Genomic DNA, 22526 nt, shown 5'->3' with positions numbered 1-22526 from the left:
CACGTTTTGCGCTGCTGCAGGCTTGCCCAGCCAGCTCAGGCCGACTCCCGCTTTTGTAGATTTGGGGTGATGATATGGCGGTTGGGGGCAAGCTCGGGTTGCTGCATCCGGGTCAGCAGGCGCCTTGCCGCCTGACGGCCGATTTCGCGGGCCGGTGAGCTGACAAAGGTGAGGGCGGGGGAGGTGAGTTCGGCCTCTGCCACGTCGTCAAAACCGAGCAGGGCCACCTGCTGGCCGATGTAGTTATCCTTGCCCACGGTGCGGCCGCTCGCCTCGACGCCATAGATGGCGCCGAGCGCCACCTCGGGGTAGTGGCAGAGCACTGCGGTCACCTTGGGGTGCTGGTGCAGCAGCTGGGCGATGGTATCGGCGGCGCTGCGCTGGGTGCGCTCGCACTCCAGTACCCACTCCGGTTTGAAGGGGAGGCCATATTGCAGCAGGCTGGCGCAGTAGCCGCCGATGCGCTCGGCGCGGGTGAGGGAGTCGGCCCGCCCGCCGACGTAGGCGATATGGCGGTGGCCCTGCTCGATAAGATAGGTGGTGGCCTGCTTGGCGGCGTGGGTGTTATCGGGGCCGATAAAGTCGACGTCATCCCGATAGTAGGAGCGGGCGGCGCACACCACCGGCAGTTCGGAGTCGAGCAGGGTCTCCAGGGTTTTGGCCGCCGCGCCGCGCACCGGATTGAAGATGATGCCCGCCACCCCTTGGCGCGACAGGGAGTGGATGCTCTGCTGCAGCCGCTCCGGGCTGTGGCCGCACTGGGTCAGAAACAGCAGGTAGCCCTGCTGCTCCAGCACCTCGCTCACCCCGGCGGTCACCTCGGTATAGAAGGGGTCGGTGATGTCGCGCAGGATCAGTCCCACCAGATTGGACTGCTGGCTGCGCAGGTTGGCGGCGGCGCTGTTGGGCACATAGTCGAGCTCTTTTATCGCCTGCTGCACCCGCTCGGCAGTGGCTGGCGAGATGCGCCCCTTGCCGTTGAGCACCATGGAGACGGTAGTGACCGACACTCCCGCCCGCTGGGCGACATCGGTGATCTTGGTGGCTTTGGCAGAGAGGGATTTGGGCGACATAGGGCGAATGGACGACGGACAGTTGAAAGCGAGGCCCCAGCATACCTGCTTGGGTTGCCAAGTGAAACGTTACATCACCATCTGGCCGATCCGGCTCACAAATTTGGATCCTGCTGCCAGCCAGCCCCCTTATTCTGTGATCCTGTCGGCACTTGTAAATTGATAAAACGTTTTATCATCCAGCAAAACCTGATGCTGACCCGTGCCTTTTGCTTCGAGATTGCCTCGAGCGGGGGAGGGCAGCCGCAGACATTGCTGTCTATTCACAAGGAGCCGTTTCATGGCCAAGCCTCAAGCCAAATCCACCATCTGGGAGTTCCTGCAGAGCCTCGGCAAGACCTTTATGTTGCCGGTTGCCCTGCTGGCCTTCTCGGGCATTTTGCTCGGTGTCGGCAGCTCGCTCACCAGCGATGCGGTCAAGCAGAGCATGCCCTTCCTCGACAATACCGTGCTGCAACTGCTGTTCCTCTGGATGACCAAGGTGGGGCTGGTGGCCTTTATCTACCTGCCGGTGATGTTTGCGGTGGCCATTCCGCTCGGGCTGGCGCGGGAAGAGAAGGGGGTCGCAGCCTTTGCCGGTTTCGTCGGCTATGCGGCGCTCAACCTCTCCATCAACTTCTACCTGACCGTGGCCAACGTCATCGGTGACGCGGCGGCGGAGAAGGCCTACGGGGTGAAATCGATCCTCGGCATCAGCTCCATCGATACCGGGATTCTGGGGGCCATCATCGTCGGGGTGATCGTCGCCAAACTGCACGCCCGTTTCTACACCTACAAGATGCCCGATGCGCTCGCCTTCTTCGGCGGTGCCCGCTTCGTGCCCATCATCACCGCACTGGTGCTGGGTGTGGTCGGTCTGGTCGTGCCGTTCGTCTGGCCCTGGTTTGCTGCCGGCATCAATGGCATCGGGGCGCTCATCTCCCACGCCGGTCCCTTCGGCCCCTTCCTGTTCGGTACCGGTGAGCGCCTGCTGCTGCCGCTCGGTCTGCACCACATTCTGGTGGCGCTGATCCGCTTTACCGAAGCGGGCGGCACCCAGCTGGTATGCGGTCACGAGGTCAGCGGCGCCCTCAATATCTTCTACGCCGAGCTCTCCTGCGCCGATACCAGTGGATTCTCTGTCTCTGCCACCTCCTTCCTCTCTCAGGGCAAGATGCCTGCCTTCCTCGGCGGCCTGCCGGGCGCGGCGCTCGCCATGTATCACTGCGCTCGCCCGGAAAATCGCGGCAAGATCAAGGCGCTGCTGGTCTCCGGCGTGGTGGCCTGCGTCATCGGTGGTATCACCGAGCCGCTGGAGTTCCTGTTCCTGTTCGTGGCGCCGGTACTCTACGTCATTCACGCCATCCTGACCGGTCTGGGCTTTATGACCATGGGGCTGCTCGGCGTCACCATCGGCAACACCGACGGCAACCTGATCGATTTTCTGGTGTTCGGCGTGCTGCAGGGCACCGCCACCAAGTGGTATCTGGTGCCGGTCGCGGCGGCCATCTGGTTTGCCATCTACTACAGCGTGTTCCGCTTCGCCATTGTGCGCTTTAACCTCAAAACCCCCGGTCGTGAAATCGAGACCAGCGAGACTGCCCAGCCTGCAGGCAAGAAGGTCGGCAACAGCGGTTACAACGGTGAAATCATCCTCAACGCCTTGGGCGGCGCCGATAACATTCTGGCGCTCGATAACTGCATCACCCGCCTGCGGATGTCGGTGCAGGACATGAGCCGGGTCGATGACAAGGTATTGAAGGCAAACGGCGCCATCGGGGTGATCAAGCTCGATGAGCACAACCTGCAGGTGGTGATCGGCCCGCAGGTGCATCTGGTGAAAAACCAGCTGCAGAGCCTGATGGGGGCCTGAACCGGCCAATAAGAACCGAACGGGGGGCGCAAGCCCCCCTTGTTTGCCTCTCCCAATATGTCTCCTGTTTATGGAGGGAGAAACTTCATGCACGATATTTATGACTTCGACCATGTGGTCGACCGCCACGGCACCTACTGCACCCAATGGGACTATGTAGCCGACCGTTTTGGCCATGCCGACCTGCTCCCCTTTACCATCTCCGACATGGATTTCGAGACTGCCCCCTGCATTCGCCAGACCCTGGCAACCCGCCTTGAGCACGGGGTATTTGGCTACAGCCGCTGGAATCACGACGACTTCAAGGGGGCGGTGAGCCACTGGTTTGCCCACCGCTACGGCGCGAGCCTCGACCCCGAGACGCTGGTTTACGGCCCCTCGGTCATCTATGTGATTGCCCAGCTGGTGAGCCTCTGGTCGGCGCCGGGGGAGGGGGTGCTGGTGCATACCCCGGCCTACGACGCCTTCGGCAATATGCTGGCCGCCAACGACAGGGTGCTGCTGCCTTGCCCGCTCAAAAAAGCAGAGGGGAGCTACCAGATCGACTGGCAATGTTTCGAGCAGCAAGCGGCCCGCCCTGATTGCCGGATTTTGCTGCTCTGCAGCCCCCACAACCCCACCGGCCGGGTCTGGACGCGGGATGAACTGGGCCGGATGGCCGCCATCTGCCAGCGTCATGGGGTCAAGGTGATTTCGGACGATATCCATATGGATGTGAGCTTTGCCCGCTACCTGCCATGGAGCGAGGTGGCACCGGACGATGGCTGGGCGCTGGTGAGCTCGGGCTCCAAATCCTTCAATATTCCCGCCCTTGGCGGCGCCTATGCCTTTATCGCCAACGCCGAGGCGCGAGCCGCCTATCTGCAGCGGCTCAAGGCGGCCCATGGCCTCTCATCGCCCCCCATTCTCGGGGTGCTGGCCCATATCAGCGCCTATAGGGAAGGCGCAGCCTGGCTCGATGCCCTGAAAAGCTATCTGCACGGCAACCTCGCCCATGTGGCGGCGCGGCTCAACGCCGCCTTCCCCGCCATCGACTATCGGGTGCCCGAGGGAACCTATCTCGCCTGGATTGACCTGCGCGGCCTTGGCATCGACACGACCGAGCGGATGGATGCGTTGCAAGCCTTGCTGGTGGATAAATACCGGGTCGCCATCATGCGCGGCGACACCTACGGCCCGGAAGGCACAGGCTATATCCGCCTCAACGTCGGCTGCCCGCGCTCGAAGGTTGACCAGGGGCTCGACGCCCTGATCGGCGCGCTGGGGGAGGTGGTGTAGGGTAAATCCATTCAAGGTGAAAAACAAAACGGGGCCATCAGTGATGGCCCCGTTCTTTTGGCGGGTCTGCGGGACAGGAGAATCCTGTCAGAGTGTCAACAGTTGTGCCTCGATATGGCTCCAGTGAGCGAAGGCATTGTTGTCGCCATAAAGGCGCGCCAGACCTTCGGCAAAGCTCTCCTCCAGTCCCGGTTCGTAGTTCCCTTTTGGGCCCGCCTGCTGAAAGTAGGCATCCCCCAGCTTGTGATAGTCGTTGTACCAGGCCGCATAGAAGGAGCTGTCCTGACTCAGGTTGGCGCCTGTGGTGCTGGCACCCACCAGACGATCGATGGAGTGGCCAAATTCGTGCAACACCAGATTGGCCGAGCCGTGGTGACTACCCACTTGCCATTTGCCAGAGCGATCCTGCTCCATGGCTATAACGGTCTCTTTGCTGCCGCCGAAGGCACCGACGCCCGGCAGCTTGTCCCACCCGCCCCCACCATGACCACGGGCGCTCGTTCCGGCCAGATGGGTATGGTAGGTGGTCACATTGTCATGGGTGACCCGGATCGTCAGCCCTTCGGCATCGGCCTGCTTGAGCAGGTTCATGGGCAGCTTGGCCAGTTCGATGGCAACGGCGCGGGCTGCCTGACTGTCGACCGGGCTCTTGGCGTTGAGCGTGACCATGGTGATGGCTTGCTGGAAGCGGGCCACTTCGCCGGAGTTGAGCAGTTGGCCGATGGTCTCGATATGGCGCGGAGTCAGCATCCCCTTGCTGTGCATGAAAGAGGGGAGTTTCTCGTCGAGCAGGGCGAGTGTTTGTTCGCCATGTTGCCGGGTGATGGCGCTGCGCAGCTGCTCATGGGTGCGAATATCGGGGGCGAGCCCCTGAGCGCGGGTAGCTGAGGCGAGCTGCTGTTTGCGCAGGTCGGCGACTTGCTGCAACTCTTGCGAGCGTTCGCTCTGGTGCCGGGCCCCGAGGGTGAGTTCGTTGTGCAGCTGACGCACATCCGCCACCGTCACTTTGCCGCTATCTGCCTGTACGCTGCGCAGCAGGCTGCCAGCCTCTTCCGTGCTCATGCCATATTCCCGGCTCATGGCGGTGATCACCTGGGCAATGGCGGCGTCCCGATGAGCCAGCCTGTGGCTCTCGACAGAGACCAGCCCCTTGCCCTCCTTGAGGTAGAGGTTGCCATTGCTGGCGCGCAGCTCCTGCTGGCTGCCGGCGGAGGATAAGTGGAGGTCACGATAGAGTGACGTCAATGAGGTCGCTGAGGTGGTATTCATGAGTTATCCCTTGATGGCAGACAGCATATTAAGAGAGCCGGGTTCGGAGAGGGTTGGCTGGCACGGCGCAAGCAGTCGCAACTGCCACTCCCGTACCAGTTGCAGGAAGTTGAGGGTCACGCTGGCCAGTGCATCGGCATCTGCGATGGCGACCGGTAACTGCATCAGCAGGCGCTGGTTGCCGGTCAATCCCATCACCATGCCTCCCGTGGTGGTCAGCAGGCCGTTATAGCTGAGCAGCAGCGGCATCCAGCGGGGATCCAGCTCCCGGTCATCGGGGCGGCAAGCCAGCACCAGGCCGGTGTCGGTTCGGGTGATTTGCAGGGCGAGGCCATCCGTGGCAAGCAGCAGCCACTCGTCGGCAGAGAGCTGATTGAGCTGGTCGGCATCGAGCTGTCGGGCAAGCCGGGTCAGTAGAGTATCGAGATCCATGCACATCTCTGGGTTGATGATTGTGATGCACAGGATCGCAAAAAGAGGGATCGGCCGGATATTAACCCGGGTCGCGGTTTTTTAGGTGACGCGCTCTGGTGATCACCCGCAAGCGGTTACCACTGCGGCCCTTCGCTCTGGCGCCACTGCTCCAGCCAGCGCAGTACTTCGGCGGTCGCCTCGATCTGGTCGGCGGGGATGTAGTTGTTGATCAGCGCATCACGATAGAGGGCGCGGGCCAGCGGGATGCGCTGCAGCACCGGAATACCCTCCTCTTCGGCAATTTTGCGCACCAGTAGCGCCTGGGCATCGGTGAACTTTAGGGTGACCACCGGCAGTGGCGTTTCTCCCCGCTCGTAGCGAATGCCGATGGCGATATGGGTCGGGTTGGCGACGATGACCGAGGAGCGCTTCACGTCGGCGCGCATGTTGCTTGATTGCAGCTCCTGATGGAATTGGCGGCGCTTGCTCTTGATCTCCGGACTCCCCTCCATCTCCTTGTACTCCCGCTTCACCTCGTCCTTGCTCATCTTGAGCTGCTTGATGTGCTGGTAGTGCTCGAAGGCGTAGTCGGCGATGGCGATCACCACAAACCCCATGGCGCAGACCGCCATCAGCTGGCCCAGCATGCCCCCCAGTACCGGAGTGATGCAGCTCATGCCGCAGCCGGGCAGTTGCAGCATCGCCTGCAGGTTGCCCTCGATGGTGACCCATACCAGCAGGCTCAGGAGGCTCACCTTGAGCAGGGATTTTACGAACTCCATCAGGCTCTTGATGGAGAAGATCTTCTTGGCCCCCTCTACCGGATTGACATGCTTGATGTCGGGCTTGATCGACTCGCCACTCAGCAGAAAACCGTACTGGGCGATATGGGAGGCGAGCACTACCAGTGCCGACACCGCCAGGATCGGGATGCAGAGGTAGGCCATCTCCTGCATCAGATTCTCCACCACATGGTTGAGGGCCTGGGCAAAGGGGAGATTGAGGTGGGATTCCGGGATCAGCATCAGTTTGCCCAGATGTTCGAGGTAGTAGTCGGACATCGCCATCAGCATACCCACCAGACTGAGGATGATGGCGGTGGAGACCACCTCCTTGCTCTTTACCACCTGCCCCTTCTTGCGGGCATCGCGCAATTTTTTGGCGGTGGGCTGTTCGGTCTTCTCGCCGCTCATCGCGCCTCCAGAATGGGGGCAAGCAGTTGCAGCGGATCCATCACCGCCAGCACCTGGCGGTAGGCGTGATCCATCATCAGCTTGATGTAGATGACCAGCAGCAGGCTGGCGACGGCGCTTTTTATCGGCATCGCCAGCACAAAGACGTTGAGAGAGGGGGCGAAGCGGCTGATAAGGGCCAGCCCGAACTCCGCCAGAAACATGGCGATCAGCAGTGGTGCCGCCAGCAGGGCGCAGAGCAGCAGCATCTGGCTGAACTGGCTGTAGAAGAAGCTCACCCAGAGATCTCCGATAGCGGGAAAGAAACGGGTCACCGGCCAGCTGGCATAGCTCTGGAACAGGGCCGAGAGCAGGGCGAGAAAGGCGCCGCCGGAAAAGAAGAGGGTGATTAGGGTCTGGGTCAGCAGCAGACCGGTGGGGCTGGTCTGGCTGGCGAGGCTGGGGTTGAACAGGGACGCCATGGCTGCGCCGCGCTGGTTATCCACCAGAAAGCCGCTTGCCTCGACGGCCCAGAAGGGGATGGCGGCGACAAAGCCGATCAGCAGGCCGAGCAGCACCTCCTTGGCCACCAAGAGCGCCAGATCGAGGGCATCGATGGCGGGAGGCAGGGTGTCGGCCACCATGGGGTAGGCGAACAGCGCCAGCGAGCAGACCACGCCGTTGCGGATCATCGCCCCCCCCAGCATCTGCTTGCTCAATACCGGCAGCATGACGAAGCAGCTGATAAAGCGCGGCAGCAGCAGGGTGTAGGCCAGCATCTGGCCCTGCAGGCTCTCGAGGGTCATTGGATCTGCGGCACCTTGAGCAGCACCATGTCGGCAAAGCTGTAGAGTTCGTTGCCAAGCCAGGCGGTGGTGGCAAACAAGGTGATCACCACGGCGATAAGCTTGGCGACAAAGCCCAGCGTCTGCTCCTGGATCTGGGTCAGTGCCTGCAGCAGAGAGACAAGGGTACCCACCAGTGCCGCCACCAGCACCGGCGGCATCGAGAGGATCAGCACCAGCCAGAGGGTCTGGCTGGTGAAGTGGAGAATATCGGCGTGACTCATCCTAGCCTCCGTAACTGGTGACCAGCCCGTGGGTGAGGCGGGCCCAGCCATCGAGCAGCACGAACAGCAGCAGCTTGAAGGGGAGCGAGATGGTCATGGGGGAGACCATCATCATCCCCATCGCCAGCAGAATGTTGGAGATGATGAGGTCGATGGCGATAAAGGGAAGATAGATGAGAAACCCGATCTCGAAGGCGCGGCTCAGCTCGCTCACGGTAAAGGCGGGCAGCAGGATCAGCAGGCTGTCGGGCTCCAGCCGGTCGGCATATTCACTGGGCCAGAGCTGCTTGGTGCTGTCGATGAAGAAGGCGTGCTCCCGCGGCTTGATCTGCTTTTTCAGAAAGGCGCGGTAGGGGGCCATTCCTTCGTCGAGAAACTTCTCCACCGATTCGGATTTGGCCAGCGACACCTCGTTCTGGCGCAGGTAATCCTGGGTGGCAAAACCGACCGGTGCCATCACATAGATGCTGAGGATGATGGCCAACCCGTACATCGCCATGTTGGGGGGAATCTGCTGCACCCCGAGGGCGTTGCGCAGCAGCGAGAAGACCACCGCCAGCTTGACGAAGGAGGTGGCCATCACGGCGATAAAGGGGAGCAGGGCCAGCAGCGCCAGCCCGACGATCAGGTTTAGCTCGTCCGGCAGCTGGATCATGACGGCGACTCGCTCTTGAGGCTCTCGACCCGCACCCCGAGTCGCCCCTGGATCTCCACCAGCCGACCGTTGCCGAGCAGATGGCCGTTGCTGATGATCCGCACCTCGCCATCGATGGGGGCGCCGAGATCGATAAGTGAGCCCGGTTGTAGGGTAGTGAGGGTGTGCCAGTCCAGGGTCTGGCGGCCCACTTCAAAGGTGACCTGCACCGGCAGGTGCTCAAGCATAGTGACATCGAGGGCATCATCGGGGGCGGCGTTGTGCATGGCGGTCAGTTCCAGATGTTGTGGATGGGGTTGGCAGTAGGCATAGGGGCGTCCCTCGATGCAGAGCAGCAGCTGCTGGCCGAGCCGAGGGTGGGGCGGCGGCAGCAGCACATCGCCACAGGTCAGTGTCTCGAGCTCGCTGATGGCAACGCCCATCGCCCCCCACTGCAAGGAGAGGGTGAGAGGCAGCGCCAGGCGTTGCTGGCTGAGGCGAGCAGGCAACTTGCCAAGCAGCGGCCCCGGCTCGGCCAGCCAGAGGGCGAGGGTTGCCCCCTCCCGCTTGAGCAGCAGTTGCAGCGCGGCGTGACCGGCCGCTTCGCAGGTGGCGTTCGGTGTCAGTGCCGAGCAGCTAAGGCCGCCAAGGGGTTGTCCGAGGCGCTCGATCAGCGCCAGTTGCAACGATGCTGGCAGACTGAACAGGGCGGCCTGTTGCAGGTCTGGCGCAAGCCAGCGGGCCAGTTCGGCGCCATGGCAAAACAGCGGCAGGGAGAGCCCCTGCCACTGCAGTTGCAACCGGCAGTCGAGGGACGCTGGCCGCGGCGCGATGGCGAGCGTCAGTTCGCCACCACTCCAGCCATAGTGGTGGCGGCACTGGCTGAGCTGCTGCTGCAGGGTCAGCTCCGCCGCCGAGGCAGAGGGAAAAACTATCGATGTCATGCGTCGGCATCCCACTCGTCATAGATGGATCGTTTCTGGCGCGACCCCTGTTCGCTGTCGCCCCGGGTAAAGAGGTCAAAGGCGACCCGCTCGCCGGGGTAGAGCCGTTGCAGGCGCTCGATCAGCTCGCCACGTCCCTGATTGAGCAGCTGGGAACCCTGCTCGCTGGCCAGCATCTCCACCTGCAGCGAGCCCTGATGGTGCTCGATGCGGATGGCAAGCGCCCCGAGCGCGGGCAGGGTGAGCTGGAGCATGGGGGGGCGCTCCGGGCGACCCAGCTCAAGGTGAATATCCACCGCCAGTCGGCTGAGTAGTTGACCCAGCTCGTGATGATCGACGCGGGGGGCAACCCGTGCCAGCAGCAGATCCCCCGGAGTTGCACTGAGAGGTGGAACCCGGATGGCCGAGCTGGCAAAGCTCTCTTGCGCAAGCGACTCCTCTTCGCTGGTCGCAGATAGTTGTTCGGTAGGCTCGTCTGCTATCTGCAGCCGTTCCCCCACCTTAAGCAGGGCGGCCCGCTCGCCGTTTTCTTGCATGGCATCTTGGCTCAGCCCGGTAAGTTCACCGTCCGACGCCATGGATGTCGACAGGGAAGAAGCGGGCAAGACAAATACGGCTTCACCATTTTTGTCATGTGAGGCGCTCTCGGTGGCCGCTTGCTGTTCGTGATCTTGCTGCAAAGTGGAGGCCTGCATGTCTTCACGTATCGGCGGCAAGGTTGCGGGGAGCGGCTGGAGTTCCTGCCGATCGTTTCCCTCCTGCTTGTCATGCTGAGTTTTGCTGCGCGGGGCTGGGCGTGTCAGCCTTCTTTCCGCCAGCTCCTTCTCCTTGTCCGCCGCTTTGTTGCTGGCAAGGCGGACATCCGGCTTTGTCCGGCGGTGCTCATCCCGTTTGCCGATGGGGTTGCCGGTCAGCGCTTTGTGGTCCCGAGCTCTCTTCTGTTGTGCGGACTCGAGGCGCAGGGCCTGCTCGAAGCGCTGCTGCTGCGCCAGATCCGCCTTGAGCGGTTCGCGCGGCAAGCCTTGCTGTTCGTCAGCAACCCGGGGTTCTGCGCGGGGGGCGGTGAGTCGGTTCATCTCTGGTTACATCCTGATCTGCTGGCGGAACTCTTCCTGTTCCTGCTCTTCGTTGTAGTCGCGCAGGGCTTGCTGTGAGGCCAGCTCCTGACGGTGTAATTCGGCAAATTTCTGCTGCTGCTGGCGGGCGCGGTGTACCGCCTGCTGGCGCTCCTGCAAGCGGATGCGCTCTTCGGCAACCCGCTCGCCCTGTTCGGCGGCCAGTTGCTCAAGGTGAGCCTCTTTCTCCCGCAGCAGGGCAACCTGTTGTTGCCACGCCTTGAGCCCCTTGCGATCGAGTTGCTCCGCCTGACAGATGGCAAATAGCCGCTCTTCTTCGGCCTGGCGCCACTGGCGGTAGTCGAGGCTCTCCTGCTCCGCTTCGCGCTGGCGGATGCGGGCGAGTTGCAGCCGTGCCTGCTGTGCGGTGAGCTGTTGCTCGGCTCGTTCCAGCCGCAGGTCTTTTATTCGTTGCAGGCGGCCAATCATCGGGTCAGCGCCTCCAGGGTGGCGAGCGCCTCGGGCAGTGAACTCGGCTCATGGGTGCCCTGTTTCAGCCATTGGCGAATGGCCTCGATACGGGTGATCGCCTCGTCGGCCACCTTGTCCTGCCCCTTCTGGTATTCGCCGATCTGCAGCAGCAGTTCGACCTCTTCGTACTTGGCCAGCCAGCTGCGCAGGCGACCGGCTTGCGCCTGATGCCTGGGCGCGATGATCTGGTTCATCACCCGACTGGCAGAGCGCAGTACGTCGATGGCCGGGTAGTGGTTGGCCGCCGCCAGCTTGCGCGAGAGGATGATGTGGCCATCGAGGATGGAGCGGGTCTCGTCAGCCACCGGTTCTGTCATGTCATCCCCCTCCACCAGCACGGTATAGAGGGCGGTAATGGAGCCCTTGTCCGATTGACCGGCCCGCTCCATCAGGCGGGGCAGGGCGGCAAACACCGAGGGCGGATAGCCCCGTCGGGTCGGCGGTTCGCCGGCGGCGAGACCAATCTCGCGCTGGGCACGGGCAAAGCGGGTGACGGAGTCCATCAACAGCAACACCCGCTTGCCCTGATCCCGGAAATATTCGGCGATGGAGGTGGCGACAAAGCCCGCCTTGGCGCGCTCCATGGCGGGGCGATCCGAGGTGGCCACCACCAGCACCGCCTTCTTGAGCCCCTCTTCTCCCAGATCTGCCTCGATAAATTCGCGCACTTCGCGGCCCCGTTCACCGATCAGCGCCAGCACGGTGACGTCCACCTCGGCGCTGCGAATAAGCGACGCCAGCAGGGTGCTCTTGCCGCCGCCGGCGGCCGCGAAAATCCCCATCCGTTGCCCCTCGCCACAGGTGAGCAGACCGTCGATGGCGCGAATGCCCAGCGAAATGGGCTGCTCAATCCGCTTGCGACTCATGGGGGCGGGGGCATCGCGATAGACCGGATACCAGGCCGCAGGCTCCTGCTGCTGGCCGCCGCCAAAGGGGTTGCCAAGGCCATCGAGCACCTGACCGAGCAGGTGCTCACCGACCCCGACCTGATGCATGGCACCGGTCGGGCTCACCTCGGTGTTGGAGGAGATGCCGAACATCTCCCCCAGCGGGGTGAGCAGCGCCTGATGCTGGGCAAAGCCGATCACCTCCGCCTGCAGGGAGAGGGTATTGTCGGGGTTGCGCAGATGGCAGAGCTCGCCGATCCGCACGCCGGGCACCACCGCCTTGAGCAGGGTGCCGGTCACCTGGGTGACCCGGCCGCGGATCTGGATCAGGCGGCACTCGTCGATGGCGTGACGCAGCTGGCCAGGAATGTGATCGAGGGAGAGGGACATCGGGAGATCTGCACCATTAAAAACGGTGGCCACTATAGGCGATGGGCGCACGCGGGGATTTCAGCGCGAGTCGGGACTTTTTAGAAAAGCGTTGCGAGCTGGCTAAAAATTCACGGCCGATTTTGGCATAGGCGCCCGAGGGCGATTTTTATAATGCCATCCTCGTCAATCCACTCATTACGGGAGCCGCCATGGCCACTATCCAGAGCAATCCCTATCTTCCCACCGCTCAACCTGAAGCCCGTGGCGCCGAGAATGCCCCCCGTCAGGTGCCCCTGCAGGGAGGACAGTTTCAGGGGGAGCAGGTCGTGCTGGCCAGCGCGACCCAGTCGCTGGGCGACATGGCAGAAGAGCTCACCTTCGTCTTTTCCGAGCGCTCCGAGCTCTCCCTGGCCAAGCGCAAGCTGAGTGACAGTCAGGCCCGCATCAGCGAGATAGAGGCGCTGGTGGGAGACTACCTCGACAAGGTACCGGAGCTCGAACGCCAGCAGAAGATCAAGGAGATGATCAGCCACCTCGGTAGCGGCCGGCTGGCCAACCTCTCCCAGCTGCTGGCCTACCTCGAGAGCTACTCGGGGGAGGTGAGCGAGCAGTTCGAGGCGCTTACCCAGGCACGCAAGGCCCTCGCCGGTCGCCCCGAAATGCGGGGTACGTTGGCACTTGTTGAACAGGCGCTGGCCAAACTGGCCGACGAGCAGGGCAGCGCCATTGTGCTGGGCGCCCGCATTACCGGCCCGGCTCAGGAGGCTGCCCGTGAGGGGCTCGGTCAGGTGCAGGATCTGCGGGATCTCTATCGCGATGCGGTGCAGGACTATCGCGCCCTCTCCACCGCCTGGCGCGATATTCATAGCCGTTTTGGCAACGGTGCGCTGGAGAAGGTGACCGGCTTCATGATGAAGGCCCTGAGCGCCGATCTCGACAGTCAGCAGCGCTGGCTCGACCCGGTCAAGCTGGAGCGGGTGATGAGCGACATGCACAAGCTGCGGCTGCTCAACACCCTCTCGGCCCAAGTGGACGAGTTGTGGCTGCGGGTGAAGGAGGGGGCGGCCCATGGCATACGGGCCTTCTGATCTGATGGGCGATCTCATTGCGCTGGTGGAGAAACGCTGGTCTTCGGTGCACGACGTGGAGCAGATCGGTGTCGCTCTGGAGCTGACGCAAACACATCAGCAGGTGCAGCTCTATCAGGAGCTCAAGCGGCTGATCCGCCTGCTGCCGGTGGAGCTGTTCAGCGAGGAGGATCAGCGCCAGAACCTGCTGCAGTGCTGTCAGGGGGCGCTCGATAACGCCATCGAGCGGGAAGAGGATGAGTTGTCCGGAGAGTCGTCATGAACTGGATTGAACCCCAGCTGGTGCAGTTTTGCCAGGATCTGGGCATCACCATCGGGGATAACCCCCACTACCTGATCCAGCTTGAGCTGGAGCAGAGCGGTACCCTGCAACTGGAGCGCCATCAGGGGCAGCTGACGCTCTGGCTGGCCCGCACGCTGCCGTGGCACCAGAGCGGCGAGGCCATTCGCCGCGCCATGAGTTTTACCGCAGCCGCCCAGGCGCCCGCCCTGCCGGTGCGCTGCGGTTGGCTCGGGGAGGATCGGCTGATCCTCTTCGTCACCCTTGATGAGCGGGCCGTGACCCTGCCGCTGCTCCATCAGGCGCTACGCACCCTGACCCGATTGCAACAGGACGTGGTAGCGCCATGAGCCGGATCACCGCGGCCCATATCGGGATTGAGCAGCTCAGCGCCATCCGCCTCGACGAGCAGGAGCAGAGCCTGCCGGGGCGCTACGCCTTGCTGCCGGATGGCCACTCCATCGAACCTCACATCAGCAGACTTTATCCCGCCAATCTGGCGGAGCGCACCCTGCTCGACTTCGCCACCCCGGATCGCGGCTTTCACGATCTGCTGCGCCCGCGCGATTTTGCGCAGGCGATGGCGGGGCTGCGGGCCGTGCTGGCCGAGGGCGCCACCCCCGAGCTGCAGGCGGCCAGCGCGCTGCTCGAGCAGTTGCACGGGGATGAACAACTGATGCAGATGACCCTCCATCTGCTGCACAAGGTATGACCATGATCCTCTCGTCACAGCAGCAGGATGCGCTGCTGCTCACCGGCTGGCTGCACCTGCAGTATGGTCACCCCGATCGTGCCAGCACCCTGCTGGTGGCGTTGTTGCAGCTGCACCCCGCCAATCAGGCGGCCCGCCGCACTCTGCTGGTGGCCCTGCTCAGGCAGGGATTTGGCGAAGAGGCGCTCGGTCATGCCGATCTGCTGATGGCTGAGGGGGAGGCTGATGGCCCGCTCTGGCTCTGCCGCAGCCGCGCCTGCCAGCTGGCAGGCAGGCTGGATGAAGCCCGTTTCGCCTATCAACAATATCTCGAACTGGAAGAGCAGAATGAACCAACGCTCCCTTGAGCTGCTGCGCCGGATTGGCGAGCGCAAGGACATCATGCTGGCGGTACTGCTGCTGGCCATCGTCTTCATGATGGTGTTGCCGCTGCCGCCGGTAGCCCTCGATATTCTTATCGCCATCAACATGGCCATCTCGGTGGTGTTGCTGATGATGGCGGTCTATATCAACTCGCCGCTGCAGTTCTCCGCCTTCCCGGCGGTGCTGCTCATCACCACCCTGTTTCGGCTCGCCCTCTCGGTGAGCACCACCCGGATGATCCTGCTGCAGGCTGATGCGGGGCAGATCGTCTACACCTTCGGCAACTTCGTGGTGGGGGGCAATCTGGTGGTGGGGATCGTCATCTTCCTCATCATCACCATCGTCCAGTTTCTGGTGATCACCAAGGGTTCGGAGCGGGTGGCAGAGGTAAGTGCCCGCTTCTCTCTCGATGCCATGCCCGGCAAGCAGATGAGCATCGATGGCGACATGCGCGCCGGGGTGATCGATGTCAACGAGGCGCGCGAGCGGCGCAGTGTCATCGAGAAAGAGAGCCAGATGTTCGGCTCCATGGATGGCGCCATGAAGTTCGTGAAGGGGGACGCCATCGCGGGCCTCATCATCATCTTCGTCAACATCCTCGGCGGGGTCACCATAGGGGTGACCCAGAAGGGGTTGTCCGCTGCCGATGCGCTGCAGCTCTACTCCATCCTGACGGTGGGCGATGGCATGGTCTCCCAGGTGCCGGCCCTGCTGATCGCCATCACCGCGGGCATTATCGTGACCCGGGTGTCGTCCGAAGAGTCCTCTGATCTCGGTTCCGATATCGGTGCCCAGGTGGTGGCCCAGCCCAAGGCGATGCTGATCGGCGGCCTGTTGCTGGTGCTGTTTGGCCTGATCCCGGGCTTCCCCATGATCACCTTCTTCTCGCTGGCCGCCGTGGTGACGGCGGGGGGCTACTTTATCGGCCTGCGCCAGCGCAAGGCGCAGAGTCAGCAGAGCCAGGATCTGCCCACCATGCTGGCACAGGGGGCCGGCGCACCTGCCGCCCGCAGCAAGCCGAAGGCGGGCAGCAAACCGCGTGGCAAGCTGGGTGAAAAGGAGGAGTTTGCCATGACGGTACCTCTCCTGATCGATGTGGATGCCGCCCTGCAGGCCGAGCTGGAGGCCATCGCCCTCAACGACGAGCTGGTGCGGGTGCGGCGTGCCCTCTATCTCGATCTCGGGGTACCTTTCCCGGGCATTCACCTGCGTTTCAACGAGGGGATGGGGGCGGGCGAATACCTGATCCAGCTGCAGGAGGTGCCGGTGGCCCGCGGTCAGCTGCGGCCGGGTCATCTGCTGGTGCAGGAGAGCGCCTCCCAGCTCGATCTGCTGGGAGTCGCCTACGAGGAGGGGACGCCGCTGTTGCCGGGGCAGCCCACTCTGTGGGTGGCCAGCGAACATCAGGCTCGGCTCGACACCTCGCGCCTTGCGGCGCTCACCCCGGATCAGGTGATGACCTGGCACCTCTCCCATGTGCTGCGCGAATACGCAGAGGACTTCATCGGTATTCAGGAGACCCGCTATCTGCTGGAGCAGATGGAGGGGAGCTATGGCGAGCTGGTGAAGGAGGCGCAGCGCATCATCCCGCTGCAACGGATGACCGAGATCCTGCAGCGGCTGGTGGGGGAGGATATCTCGATCCGCAACATGCGCGCCATTCTCGAGGCCATGGTGGAGTGGGGCCAGAAGGAGAAGGATGTGGTGCAGCTCACCGAGTACATCCGCAGCAGCCTCAAGCGCTACATCTGCTACAAGTACGCCAACGGCAACAACATCCTGCCCGCTTATCTGCTCGATCAGCAGGTGGAGGAGCAGATCCGCGGTGGCATTCGCCAGACCAGCGCCGGCAGCTATCTTGCCCTCGATCCCGCCGTGACCCAGGGCTTCCTTGATCAGGTGCGCCACACAGTGGGGGATCTGGCCCGGATGCAGAACAAGCCGGTGCTCATCGTCTCCATGGATATCCGCCGCTATGTGCGCAAGCTCATCGAGGGGGATTACCACGCCCTGCCGGTGCTCTCCTATCAGGAGCTGACCCAGCAGATCAATATCCAGCCGCTTGGCAGGGTCTGCCTGTGAACGGCGATCCGCTCATCCCCTGGCTGCAGGACCGCGGCGTGACAGTGACTCCTCACCATCTGGGGGGGACCCCGATCCAGCTCGGCCATGCCCTGCACTATCGCCACATCTCTCTCGCCTGGCGGGTCGATAGCGACACGCACCGGGTCTGGATCCTGCTGGTGCGCCGTGAGGGCGAGCGGGATGGTCTTGCCAACCCCTTTGCCGCCCTCTACCTGCTGGCGGAGGCGACGCTGGCAGTGCTGGGAGCGGGTTACGAGCTCTATGGCAACGTCGATGTGTTTCGTGGCAGCACCCTCAGCGCTGAGCGGCTGGGCCGCTTCTATCGCCACTGGACCGGCGCCAGCGAACCCGAACCCGGCTGGTTTGCGCTTGCGGCCGAGCAGGTCTGCTCCCTGCGCGAGATGCGAAAACGACAAAAGGACGGCCTTGCGTGACAGGCATGCCCAAAAGGGCCTCATAGAATAGGAGCCATGATGAAACAACCCCGTTTTGCCCACCATAGCGATGTGATCGAGCGAGCCGAACAGGCCATCGCCGACAGCGAGCAGCGCAATGCCCTGTTGCAGGAGATGCTGGCCGGCCTTGCGCTCTCGGAGCAGACCTGCCAGCTGCTGTTCAATGCACCCGGCGAACAGGTCGCCGTGGCCGAACAGGAGTTGCTGGCAGAGTTTCGCCGCAGGCAGGCGATGTTGCCGGAACAGCAGGGGGAGAGCCGCAAGAGCCGGCGCCCCACCATGATGCGTGGACTGATGATTTAAGGAGACGTGATGAGCATTATCTCTGATTACACCCGCAACAAAAATCATATCCAGATTGATCAGTGGCTAACCAGCGAGTCAGGCACCCTCAATGCAAAGCAGCGGGCACTGGTCGACAAGCTGAAAGACAACGTCTCCATCAGCAAGGAGGACGCGACCAGGCTGACCCGGGCACAACTGGAGAGGCTGGTTGCCCGCTACCTGAGCAACGATGACGTGCTCGATGAGGTCAGTAAGCAAGTCGACACGCGGGCGCTACCGGTGGCGCTCCCCGATGTCGTGGCGCAGATCAGTCGCTATACCGATGATCGTATCGATCAGGAGGTCATCGACGCCTTCACCTGGGTGATGTTTACCCAGAACAACAAGCGTACCGGTATCAACGAAGAGCTCAAGGCGCTCACCGCCGAGCTGAAGATCTACGGGGTTATCCAGTCAGAGATCAACAAGGCGCTCTCTTCCTCATCCAGCCAGACCTTCAAGACAGATTTCAATCTGATGGATTACAAGCTTTATGGCTATGAGAATGACGCCAAGTTCCGCGAGGGCCCCGAGTTCAAGCTGCTGGATCAGATGCCCAAGGACGCCTCGGGTCATGTGTCGGTCAAGACATTCCTCGAGAGCGACAAGAAGCAGAGTGGGTCGATGGCAGGGGTCGAGAACGAGTACAAGTACGACAAGGACAACAACAAGCTGGGCAACTTTGCCACCAGCGTGAGTGACCGCTCACGTCCGCTCAACGATCAGGTGAGCGAGAAGACCACCCGGCTCAACGATGTCAGCTCCCGCTACAACTCGGCCATCGAAGCCCTCAACCGTTTTATCCAGAAATACGACAGCATCATGCGCGACATTCTTGCCGCCATTTAAGGAGATTACATGCAGACCGACACCACCCTGACCCCGGAGTATGAAGCCGAACTGGAGTCCTTCCTTGCCGATGGCGGCACCATCGCCATGTTGAAGGATATCTCCGGCGATACCCTGGAGCAGCTCTATGCGCTGGCATTCGGGCAGTACCAGTCAGGCAAGTGGCAAGATGCCCACAAGATTTTTCAGGCCCTCTGCATGCTGGATCACTACGAGCCGCGTTACTTCCTCGGGCTCGGTGCCTGCCGTCAGGCGATGGGCGAATTCGAAACGGCAGTTCAGAGCTACAGCTTCGGCGCCATGCTCGATTTGAAAGATCCCCGTTTCCCGTTTCATGCAGCCGAGTGCCGGTTGCAACAGGGGGATTTGACAGGGGCCGAGAGTGGCTTCCACTCGGCCCACCTGCTGGCGGGCAGTGACCCCCAGCTGGCTGATCTGGCGGCAAGCGCCAAGGTCATGTTGGAAGCCATCGCAATCAGAAGGGATCAGCAAGATGAACCCGATCAGCAATGAAAGAAGCGTTTCCCCGCTGGGAAACATCGGTAATGTAGCTGGCTTGCAGCCAGCTGCCGAGCCGCGCAGTGAAACCCGGCTCGATGCCGCGGTTACGCAGGCGAGCGGTGCAGCCCGCACCGCTGGTGTCGCTCTGACTCCGCCGCTGGCGGCCAGCAATGATCGTCCCGGCCAGAAAGTGCTGGCAGAGATCAGCCGGCTGGTTCGCGAGACCGTGGAGAACAGCGGCAAGCTGCTGCCCCGCGTCGGCGCCCTGGTGACGGCGGCCTTTACCTCGCCGGCAGCCTTCGAGATTGAGCTGGGCAAGCTCACCAGCGATCTGGAGCGGACCCAGACCAAGCTGAAGCTCGACGATATCAAGCGCGCTCGTGAATTGAACGAGAAGAAGATTGGCGAGAACCAGGAGAAGATCAAAGAGGCTGAGGAGAGTGCCAAGGAGGCCAAGAAAGCGGGCATCTTTGGCAAGATTTTCGGCTGGCTCAGCGCCATCGCCTCCGTCGTTATCGGAGCCATCATGGTGGCGACCGGGGTGGGTGCTGCCGCTGGCGCCCTGATGATCGCCGCCGGCGTGGTCGGCATGGTCAATATGGCAGTGCAGCATGCCGCCGAGGCGGGCCTGATCTCCAAGGAGGTGATGGAGAAGCTGGGGCCCGCTCTGATGGGGATCGAAATAGCCCTTGCCGTCATCTCCATGGTGGCCAGCTTCGGCTCCTCCATCGGTAGCCTCATTACCAAGGTGGGGGCGAAGATTGGCGGGACGGCTGCGGAGATGAGCGCCAAGCTGGTGACCAAAGTGGGTGATCTGGCTGGTCGATTTGCGGCCAAGGGGTCGGTCGAGGCGATGAAACTGACAGGCAATACGGCCAAGGTGATGAAGATGGGCACCCAGGGTACCGACGTGTTGCTCGATGTGAGCGGAGGGGTGACCAAATCGGTTCAGTCATCCAAAGAGTCTGCTGCGCTTTATGCGCAGGCCGATTTGCAACAGAGCAAGAGCGAGATGACCCAGTTGCAGGCGGTGATCGACAAGCTCAAGGAGGCTATCTCACAGATCCTGGAGGCATTCCAGCAGACCATGGAGATGATCTTCGAGATGATCAGTGCAAGGGGCGAGATGATGAGCAATCTTGCCCGCAGACCGGCCGCCATATAAGGAGATGGACCTATGAACATTAACGACAGCACCTTCAATCCGATCCGTGCCAATGCCCTGTTCAGCGAAGGGGTCGAGCAGCCCCTTGCGGCAGGCAATCGTGAAACGACCCATGCGGCCGGCGGCATCACCTCCGGCAGTGAGGTCAAGCGTCAGGGCGGCCCCGAGTTGCCGGCCCCGACCCAGCGGCTGGACGGTGCCAAGCTGGAACAGGCCCGTGCGGTGCTCAACGATACTCTCGACCTGATGTCGCAGCTCTTCCAGCTCGCTCGTCTGGCGCGCCAGATGGGACTGACCCAGCGCGACATGGAGAACCAGCAGGTGATCGACAGCCAGAAAGCACAGGTCGCCGAGATGCGCAGCGGCGCCAAGCTGATGATCGTCATGGCAGTGGTATCCGGTGTAATGGCCGGTTTTTCGGCCATTACGGGAGGACTCTCTCTGAACAAGTCTGCCAAGGCGATCAAGCAGGACAAGGCACTCAATGCCAATATCGCCGGGCGCCAGCAGGAGCTGAAGCAGATAGGGGATATGAAGAAGTCTGCTGGCCTCGAGATGGGGGACGCGGGACAAGAACTGACGGCAAGGATCAAAAACGACAAGGCAACTCTCAAGACGCTGAACAAGTCGTTTGAGACCAATAACAGCCGGCAACAGATTGCCAGTACCGTGATCCAGTCCATCGGCCAGATGAGCAACTCGGCGGTGCAGGTTGCCCAGGGCGAGAGTCAGGCGACGGCCAAGGAAGATGAAGTCAAGGCGACCATCAGCCAGACCGAGAAGCAGAAGATTGAAGACAACATGGCCTTCAACGCCAACTTCATGAAGGATGTGCTGCAGCTGATGCAGCAGTACTCCCAGACCCTCAACCAGACGCTCAAGGCAGCCTTCGGGGTTGCTTGACGCGAGCAGGCAGCAAGGCGCCCGGCGGGCGCCTTTTTCGTGTGCCGACCACTTTTCTTAAAAGAGCCGCCTCTGAGTGACAGCCGCCATCGGGATGACGAGCTACCATCCTCTCCTCTCTGCTGGAGGAAATCATGGACGCCACTGTCATCATCAATCGGCTGCTCGCCGAGTTTGCCACCAAATATGGTTTGCCCTCCCTGACCCTGAACCGGGAGGGGGTGGCAGCACTCTGTTTTGACGAGCACTTGCAGCTCTCTCTCATTCTGGTGCCCGAACGGGATCACCTGGTGATGCAGGTCGATGTGGCCGAATTGCATCAGGTGGGTGAGGGGATCTTTCGCCAGTTGGCCAGCTTCAACCGCAACTGGTATCAGTTCAATCTCCACTTTGGTTTCGATGAAGAGAGCCTGACGGTGCAACTCTACCGCCAGATGTCGGCCTCGCGGCTGACCCTGACCCAGCTGGAAGAGAGTCTGGCCAGCATGCTGGAGCACGCCGAATTCTGGCAGGAGCTGCTGCAGCCACGACCTGGCCCGGTCAGCAAGAGTGACGAGGTGATGGGAGTACGGGTGTGACCATGAAGATCCAGGAATCGAGCGCCAGCCAGCTGGCATCTGCGGCAGAACGCTCTGCGACGGGTTGCTTTGCCGGTAGGGCTGTGAGCGGTCGTGATGCGTTGGTTGAACCTGTGCCGCTGGCGGCGGCATTGCGCCGCACACTTGCGCTGAGCAGAGCGCAGGAGCAGATGCTGGATCGCCTGCAGCAGGGCGAGCACAAGCCGCTGACCGAGAGAAGGATCCGGTTGTTATGAGAACGCTGCTCTTGCTCGCGCTGCTGACTCTCGGTGGCTGCGTCAGCACCACGGTTGTCCCTCCTGTGTCGCAGAGCCTGACAGGGGAGGTGCACCTCAATGCCAATTTACCTCGCCCTGCCACCGTGGAGGTGACAGTTCTGAGTGTGATGGAAGGACGGCCACTGCAGGTAGCCTCAACCCGTTATGAGCTGACCATGCTGCCTCTGGTTTTTGATATGCGGCTGACGCCTCTGCAGTGGGGAGAGGGTGAACTCTATGTGCGTACCCGGTTGCGGTTTATTGGCAATGACGCGATTCAGGCAACGGCTCAGCAAAAAGTTTTTAAGGTTTTAAATAGTCGCCCATTGGTAATTTCATTGCAGCCACGCCCTTGTTATCCATTGTGTCAATAATAGGCCGTATCTAATAAACAAGCTGGAAATCAACTGGTTATT

At 62.1% G+C, this 22526-nt stretch carries 28 protein-coding genes; 17 read left to right on the top strand and 11 right to left on the bottom strand.

The window, feature by feature from the left end; translation table 11 throughout:
- Nucleotides 1-35 precede the first annotated feature (35 nt).
- Nucleotides 36-1073 (bottom strand): Mal regulon transcriptional regulator MalI, encoded by a 1038-nt coding sequence (locus AAHA41_RS04465; RefSeq protein WP_005344074.1) that lies wholly within the window; start codon nt 1071-1073, stop codon nt 36-38.
- Nucleotides 1074-1353: 280 nt separating this feature from the next.
- Here AAHA41_RS04465 and malX point away from each other — a divergent pair, with 280 nt between their 5' ends.
- Nucleotides 1354-2925 carry a maltose/glucose-specific PTS transporter subunit IIBC gene (gene malX / locus AAHA41_RS04460; protein ID WP_005361961.1) on the top strand — a complete coding sequence of 524 codons (1572 nt, stop codon included), beginning with the start codon at nt 1354-1356 and terminating at the stop codon, nt 2923-2925.
- Nucleotides 2926-3012: 87 nt separating this feature from the next.
- Complete coding sequence (locus tag AAHA41_RS04455) at nt 3013-4203, top strand: MalY/PatB family protein (protein WP_255936866.1); 1191 nt, start codon at nt 3013-3015, stop codon at nt 4201-4203.
- Nucleotides 4204-4290: 87 nt separating this feature from the next.
- Here the strand turns inward: AAHA41_RS04455 and AAHA41_RS04450 are convergent, their stop codons facing one another.
- The 10 genes from AAHA41_RS04450 to ascN all read right to left on the bottom strand — a co-directional run bounded on the left by AAHA41_RS04450 (nt 4291) and on the right by ascN (nt 12568).
- Nucleotides 4291-5472, bottom strand: coding sequence for a hypothetical protein (locus AAHA41_RS04450; RefSeq protein ID WP_201911966.1), 1182 nt, complete (start codon nt 5470-5472; stop codon nt 4291-4293).
- A 3-nt stretch (nt 5473-5475) separates the two neighbouring features.
- Nucleotides 5476-5904 carry a type III secretion system chaperone gene (locus AAHA41_RS04445; RefSeq protein ID WP_323070540.1) on the bottom strand — a complete coding sequence of 143 codons (429 nt, stop codon included), beginning with the start codon at nt 5902-5904 and terminating at the stop codon, nt 5476-5478.
- A gap of 116 nt (nt 5905-6020) precedes the next feature.
- Nucleotides 6021-7079, bottom strand: coding sequence for a SctU family type III secretion system export apparatus subunit AscU (gene ascU / locus AAHA41_RS04440; RefSeq protein WP_042031509.1), 1059 nt, complete (start codon nt 7077-7079; stop codon nt 6021-6023).
- Nucleotides 7076-7864, bottom strand: a complete 789-nt coding sequence (sctT, locus tag AAHA41_RS04435; RefSeq protein WP_033113186.1) for a type III secretion system export apparatus subunit SctT — start codon at nt 7862-7864, stop codon at nt 7076-7078. The genes ascU and sctT overlap by 4 nt, the downstream gene beginning before the upstream one ends.
- A complete protein-coding gene (gene ascS, locus AAHA41_RS04430) occupies nt 7861-8127 on the bottom strand; it encodes a SctS family type III secretion system export apparatus subunit AscS (RefSeq protein WP_033113185.1) in 267 nt (88 codons plus the stop codon). Before ascS ends, sctT begins: the two co-directional genes overlap by 4 nt.
- A 1-nt stretch (nt 8128) precedes the next feature.
- Entirely contained in the window at nt 8129-8782 is a 654-nt protein-coding gene (ascR, locus tag AAHA41_RS04425) for a SctR family type III secretion system export apparatus subunit AscR (RefSeq protein ID WP_029302711.1), read from the bottom strand.
- Nucleotides 8779-9705: a type III secretion system cytoplasmic ring protein SctQ gene (gene sctQ, locus AAHA41_RS04420; RefSeq protein WP_323070539.1), complete on the bottom strand. Its 927-nt coding sequence runs from the start codon at nt 9703-9705 to the stop codon at nt 8779-8781. Before sctQ ends, ascR begins: the two co-directional genes overlap by 4 nt.
- Nucleotides 9702-10781, bottom strand: coding sequence for a type III secretion system needle length determinant (locus tag AAHA41_RS04415; protein WP_323070538.1), 1080 nt, complete (start codon nt 10779-10781; stop codon nt 9702-9704). The genes sctQ and AAHA41_RS04415 overlap by 4 nt, the downstream gene beginning before the upstream one ends.
- 6 nt (nt 10782-10787) lie before the next feature.
- A complete protein-coding gene (locus AAHA41_RS04410) occupies nt 10788-11249 on the bottom strand; it encodes a type III secretion protein (RefSeq protein ID WP_323070537.1) in 462 nt (153 codons plus the stop codon).
- Nucleotides 11246-12568 (bottom strand): SctN family type III secretion system ATPase AscN, encoded by a 1323-nt coding sequence (gene ascN / locus AAHA41_RS04405; protein WP_124242306.1) that lies wholly within the window; start codon nt 12566-12568, stop codon nt 11246-11248. The genes AAHA41_RS04410 and ascN overlap by 4 nt, the downstream gene beginning before the upstream one ends.
- Before the next feature lie 191 nt (nt 12569-12759).
- On the opposite strand from ascN, the gene sctW reads away from it, so the two are divergent.
- The 15 genes from sctW to AAHA41_RS04330 all read left to right on the top strand — a co-directional run bounded on the left by sctW (nt 12760) and on the right by AAHA41_RS04330 (nt 22484).
- Nucleotides 12760-13638, top strand: coding sequence for a type III secretion system gatekeeper subunit SctW (sctW, locus tag AAHA41_RS04400; RefSeq protein WP_042031505.1), 879 nt, complete (start codon nt 12760-12762; stop codon nt 13636-13638).
- Nucleotides 13619-13900: a TyeA family type III secretion system gatekeeper subunit gene (locus AAHA41_RS04395; protein WP_033113178.1), complete on the top strand. Its 282-nt coding sequence runs from the start codon at nt 13619-13621 to the stop codon at nt 13898-13900. The genes sctW and AAHA41_RS04395 overlap by 20 nt, the downstream gene beginning before the upstream one ends.
- Complete coding sequence (gene acr2, locus AAHA41_RS04390; protein ID WP_042031504.1) at nt 13897-14268, top strand: SycN family type III secretion system chaperone Acr2; 372 nt, start codon at nt 13897-13899, stop codon at nt 14266-14268. The genes AAHA41_RS04395 and acr2 overlap by 4 nt, the downstream gene beginning before the upstream one ends.
- The gene (gene ascX / locus AAHA41_RS04385; RefSeq protein WP_042031502.1) at nt 14265-14630 is read left to right on the top strand and encodes a type III secretion system protein AscX; all 366 of its coding nucleotides are present in this window, start codon (nt 14265-14267) and stop codon (nt 14628-14630) included. The genes acr2 and ascX overlap by 4 nt, the downstream gene beginning before the upstream one ends.
- 2 nt (nt 14631-14632) lie before the next feature.
- Nucleotides 14633-14977 carry a type III secretion system chaperone AscY gene (gene ascY, locus AAHA41_RS04380; protein ID WP_041208855.1) on the top strand — a complete coding sequence of 115 codons (345 nt, stop codon included), beginning with the start codon at nt 14633-14635 and terminating at the stop codon, nt 14975-14977.
- The gene (ascV, locus tag AAHA41_RS04375; RefSeq protein ID WP_323070536.1) at nt 14910-17075 is read left to right on the top strand and encodes a SctV family type III secretion system export apparatus subunit AscV; all 2166 of its coding nucleotides are present in this window, start codon (nt 14910-14912) and stop codon (nt 17073-17075) included. Before ascY ends, ascV begins: the two co-directional genes overlap by 68 nt.
- Entirely contained in the window at nt 17072-17512 is a 441-nt protein-coding gene (locus tag AAHA41_RS04370; protein WP_323070535.1) for an LcrR family type III secretion system chaperone, read from the top strand. Before ascV ends, AAHA41_RS04370 begins: the two co-directional genes overlap by 4 nt.
- Before the next feature lie 36 nt (nt 17513-17548).
- Nucleotides 17549-17836, top strand: a complete 288-nt coding sequence (locus AAHA41_RS04365; protein WP_269319547.1) for a type III secretion protein — start codon at nt 17549-17551, stop codon at nt 17834-17836.
- 9 nt (nt 17837-17845) lie between these two features.
- Nucleotides 17846-18706, top strand: a complete 861-nt coding sequence (locus tag AAHA41_RS04360; protein WP_323070534.1) for a virulence-associated V antigen — start codon at nt 17846-17848, stop codon at nt 18704-18706.
- A gap of 9 nt (nt 18707-18715) precedes the next feature.
- Nucleotides 18716-19219 carry a SycD/LcrH family type III secretion system chaperone gene (locus AAHA41_RS04355; protein ID WP_042031494.1) on the top strand — a complete coding sequence of 168 codons (504 nt, stop codon included), beginning with the start codon at nt 18716-18718 and terminating at the stop codon, nt 19217-19219.
- A complete protein-coding gene (aopB, locus tag AAHA41_RS04350; RefSeq protein ID WP_323070533.1) occupies nt 19200-20372 on the top strand; it encodes a type III secretion system translocon subunit AopB in 1173 nt (390 codons plus the stop codon). The genes AAHA41_RS04355 and aopB overlap by 20 nt, the downstream gene beginning before the upstream one ends.
- 12 nt (nt 20373-20384) lie before the next feature.
- On the top strand, nt 20385-21275 hold the full coding sequence (locus tag AAHA41_RS04345) for a YopD family type III secretion system translocon subunit (protein ID WP_323070532.1): 891 nt from the start codon (nt 20385-20387) through the stop codon (nt 21273-21275).
- 134 nt (nt 21276-21409) lie between these two features.
- A complete protein-coding gene (locus tag AAHA41_RS04340) occupies nt 21410-21853 on the top strand; it encodes a type III secretion system chaperone (protein WP_033113167.1) in 444 nt (147 codons plus the stop codon).
- A gap of 2 nt (nt 21854-21855) precedes the next feature.
- Nucleotides 21856-22089, top strand: a complete 234-nt coding sequence (locus AAHA41_RS04335; RefSeq protein WP_033113166.1) for a T3SS regulon translocated regulator ExsE family protein — start codon at nt 21856-21858, stop codon at nt 22087-22089.
- Nucleotides 22086-22484 (top strand): YscW family type III secretion system pilotin, encoded by a 399-nt coding sequence (locus AAHA41_RS04330; RefSeq protein WP_124242294.1) that lies wholly within the window; start codon nt 22086-22088, stop codon nt 22482-22484. The genes AAHA41_RS04335 and AAHA41_RS04330 overlap by 4 nt, the downstream gene beginning before the upstream one ends.
- Nucleotides 22485-22526: the final 42 nt, after the last annotated feature.

Source organism: Aeromonas sp. SER (assembly GCF_038739615.1).
Lineage (GTDB): Bacteria > Pseudomonadota > Gammaproteobacteria > Enterobacterales > Aeromonadaceae > Aeromonas > Aeromonas jandaei.
The sequence above is the reverse complement of the archived record's forward strand: the minus strand, read 5'-3'. Positions and strand labels throughout refer to the sequence as shown.

Excerpts from the sequence above, each read along its gene's own strand:
- AAHA41_RS04410 (WP_323070537.1), bottom strand. The coding sequence starts at position 11,249 with ATGATTGGCCGCCTGCAACGAATAAAAGACCTGCGGCTGGAACGAGCC.
- sctQ (WP_323070539.1), bottom strand. The coding sequence starts at position 9,705 with ATGACATCGATAGTTTTTCCCTCTGCCTCGGCGGCGGAGCTGACCCTG.
- malX (WP_005361961.1), top strand. The coding sequence starts at position 1,354 with ATGGCCAAGCCTCAAGCCAAATCCACCATCTGGGAGTTCCTGCAGAGC.
- ascN (WP_124242306.1), bottom strand. The coding sequence starts at position 12,568 with ATGTCCCTCTCCCTCGATCACATTCCTGGCCAGCTGCGTCACGCCATC.
- AAHA41_RS04345 (WP_323070532.1), top strand. The coding sequence starts at position 20,385 with ATGAACATTAACGACAGCACCTTCAATCCGATCCGTGCCAATGCCCTG.
- AAHA41_RS04450 (WP_201911966.1), bottom strand. The coding sequence starts at position 5,472 with ATGAATACCACCTCAGCGACCTCATTGACGTCACTCTATCGTGACCTC.
- ascU (WP_042031509.1), bottom strand. The coding sequence starts at position 7,079 with ATGAGCGGCGAGAAGACCGAACAGCCCACCGCCAAAAAATTGCGCGAT.
- AAHA41_RS04335 (WP_033113166.1), top strand. The coding sequence starts at position 21,856 with ATGAAGATCCAGGAATCGAGCGCCAGCCAGCTGGCATCTGCGGCAGAA.
- acr2 (WP_042031504.1), top strand. The coding sequence starts at position 13,897 with ATGAACTGGATTGAACCCCAGCTGGTGCAGTTTTGCCAGGATCTGGGC.
- AAHA41_RS04365 (WP_269319547.1), top strand. The coding sequence starts at position 17,549 with ATGATGAAACAACCCCGTTTTGCCCACCATAGCGATGTGATCGAGCGA.
- AAHA41_RS04355 (WP_042031494.1), top strand. The coding sequence starts at position 18,716 with ATGCAGACCGACACCACCCTGACCCCGGAGTATGAAGCCGAACTGGAG.
- sctT (WP_033113186.1), bottom strand. The coding sequence starts at position 7,864 with ATGACCCTCGAGAGCCTGCAGGGCCAGATGCTGGCCTACACCCTGCTG.
- AAHA41_RS04465 (WP_005344074.1), bottom strand. The coding sequence starts at position 1,073 with ATGTCGCCCAAATCCCTCTCTGCCAAAGCCACCAAGATCACCGATGTC.
- AAHA41_RS04360 (WP_323070534.1), top strand. The coding sequence starts at position 17,846 with ATGAGCATTATCTCTGATTACACCCGCAACAAAAATCATATCCAGATT.
- ascV (WP_323070536.1), top strand. The coding sequence starts at position 14,910 with ATGAAGCCCGTTTCGCCTATCAACAATATCTCGAACTGGAAGAGCAGA.
- AAHA41_RS04330 (WP_124242294.1), top strand. The coding sequence starts at position 22,086 with ATGAGAACGCTGCTCTTGCTCGCGCTGCTGACTCTCGGTGGCTGCGTC.
- aopB (WP_323070533.1), top strand. The coding sequence starts at position 19,200 with ATGAACCCGATCAGCAATGAAAGAAGCGTTTCCCCGCTGGGAAACATC.
- ascS (WP_033113185.1), bottom strand. The coding sequence starts at position 8,127 with ATGAGTCACGCCGATATTCTCCACTTCACCAGCCAGACCCTCTGGCTG.
- AAHA41_RS04395 (WP_033113178.1), top strand. The coding sequence starts at position 13,619 with ATGGCATACGGGCCTTCTGATCTGATGGGCGATCTCATTGCGCTGGTG.
- AAHA41_RS04445 (WP_323070540.1), bottom strand. The coding sequence starts at position 5,904 with ATGGATCTCGATACTCTACTGACCCGGCTTGCCCGACAGCTCGATGCC.
- ascR (WP_029302711.1), bottom strand. The coding sequence starts at position 8,782 with ATGATCCAGCTGCCGGACGAGCTAAACCTGATCGTCGGGCTGGCGCTG.
- AAHA41_RS04455 (WP_255936866.1), top strand. The coding sequence starts at position 3,013 with ATGCACGATATTTATGACTTCGACCATGTGGTCGACCGCCACGGCACC.
- AAHA41_RS04340 (WP_033113167.1), top strand. The coding sequence starts at position 21,410 with ATGGACGCCACTGTCATCATCAATCGGCTGCTCGCCGAGTTTGCCACC.
- ascX (WP_042031502.1), top strand. The coding sequence starts at position 14,265 with ATGAGCCGGATCACCGCGGCCCATATCGGGATTGAGCAGCTCAGCGCC.
- ascY (WP_041208855.1), top strand. The coding sequence starts at position 14,633 with ATGATCCTCTCGTCACAGCAGCAGGATGCGCTGCTGCTCACCGGCTGG.
- sctW (WP_042031505.1), top strand. The coding sequence starts at position 12,760 with ATGGCCACTATCCAGAGCAATCCCTATCTTCCCACCGCTCAACCTGAA.
- AAHA41_RS04415 (WP_323070538.1), bottom strand. The coding sequence starts at position 10,781 with ATGAACCGACTCACCGCCCCCCGCGCAGAACCCCGGGTTGCTGACGAA.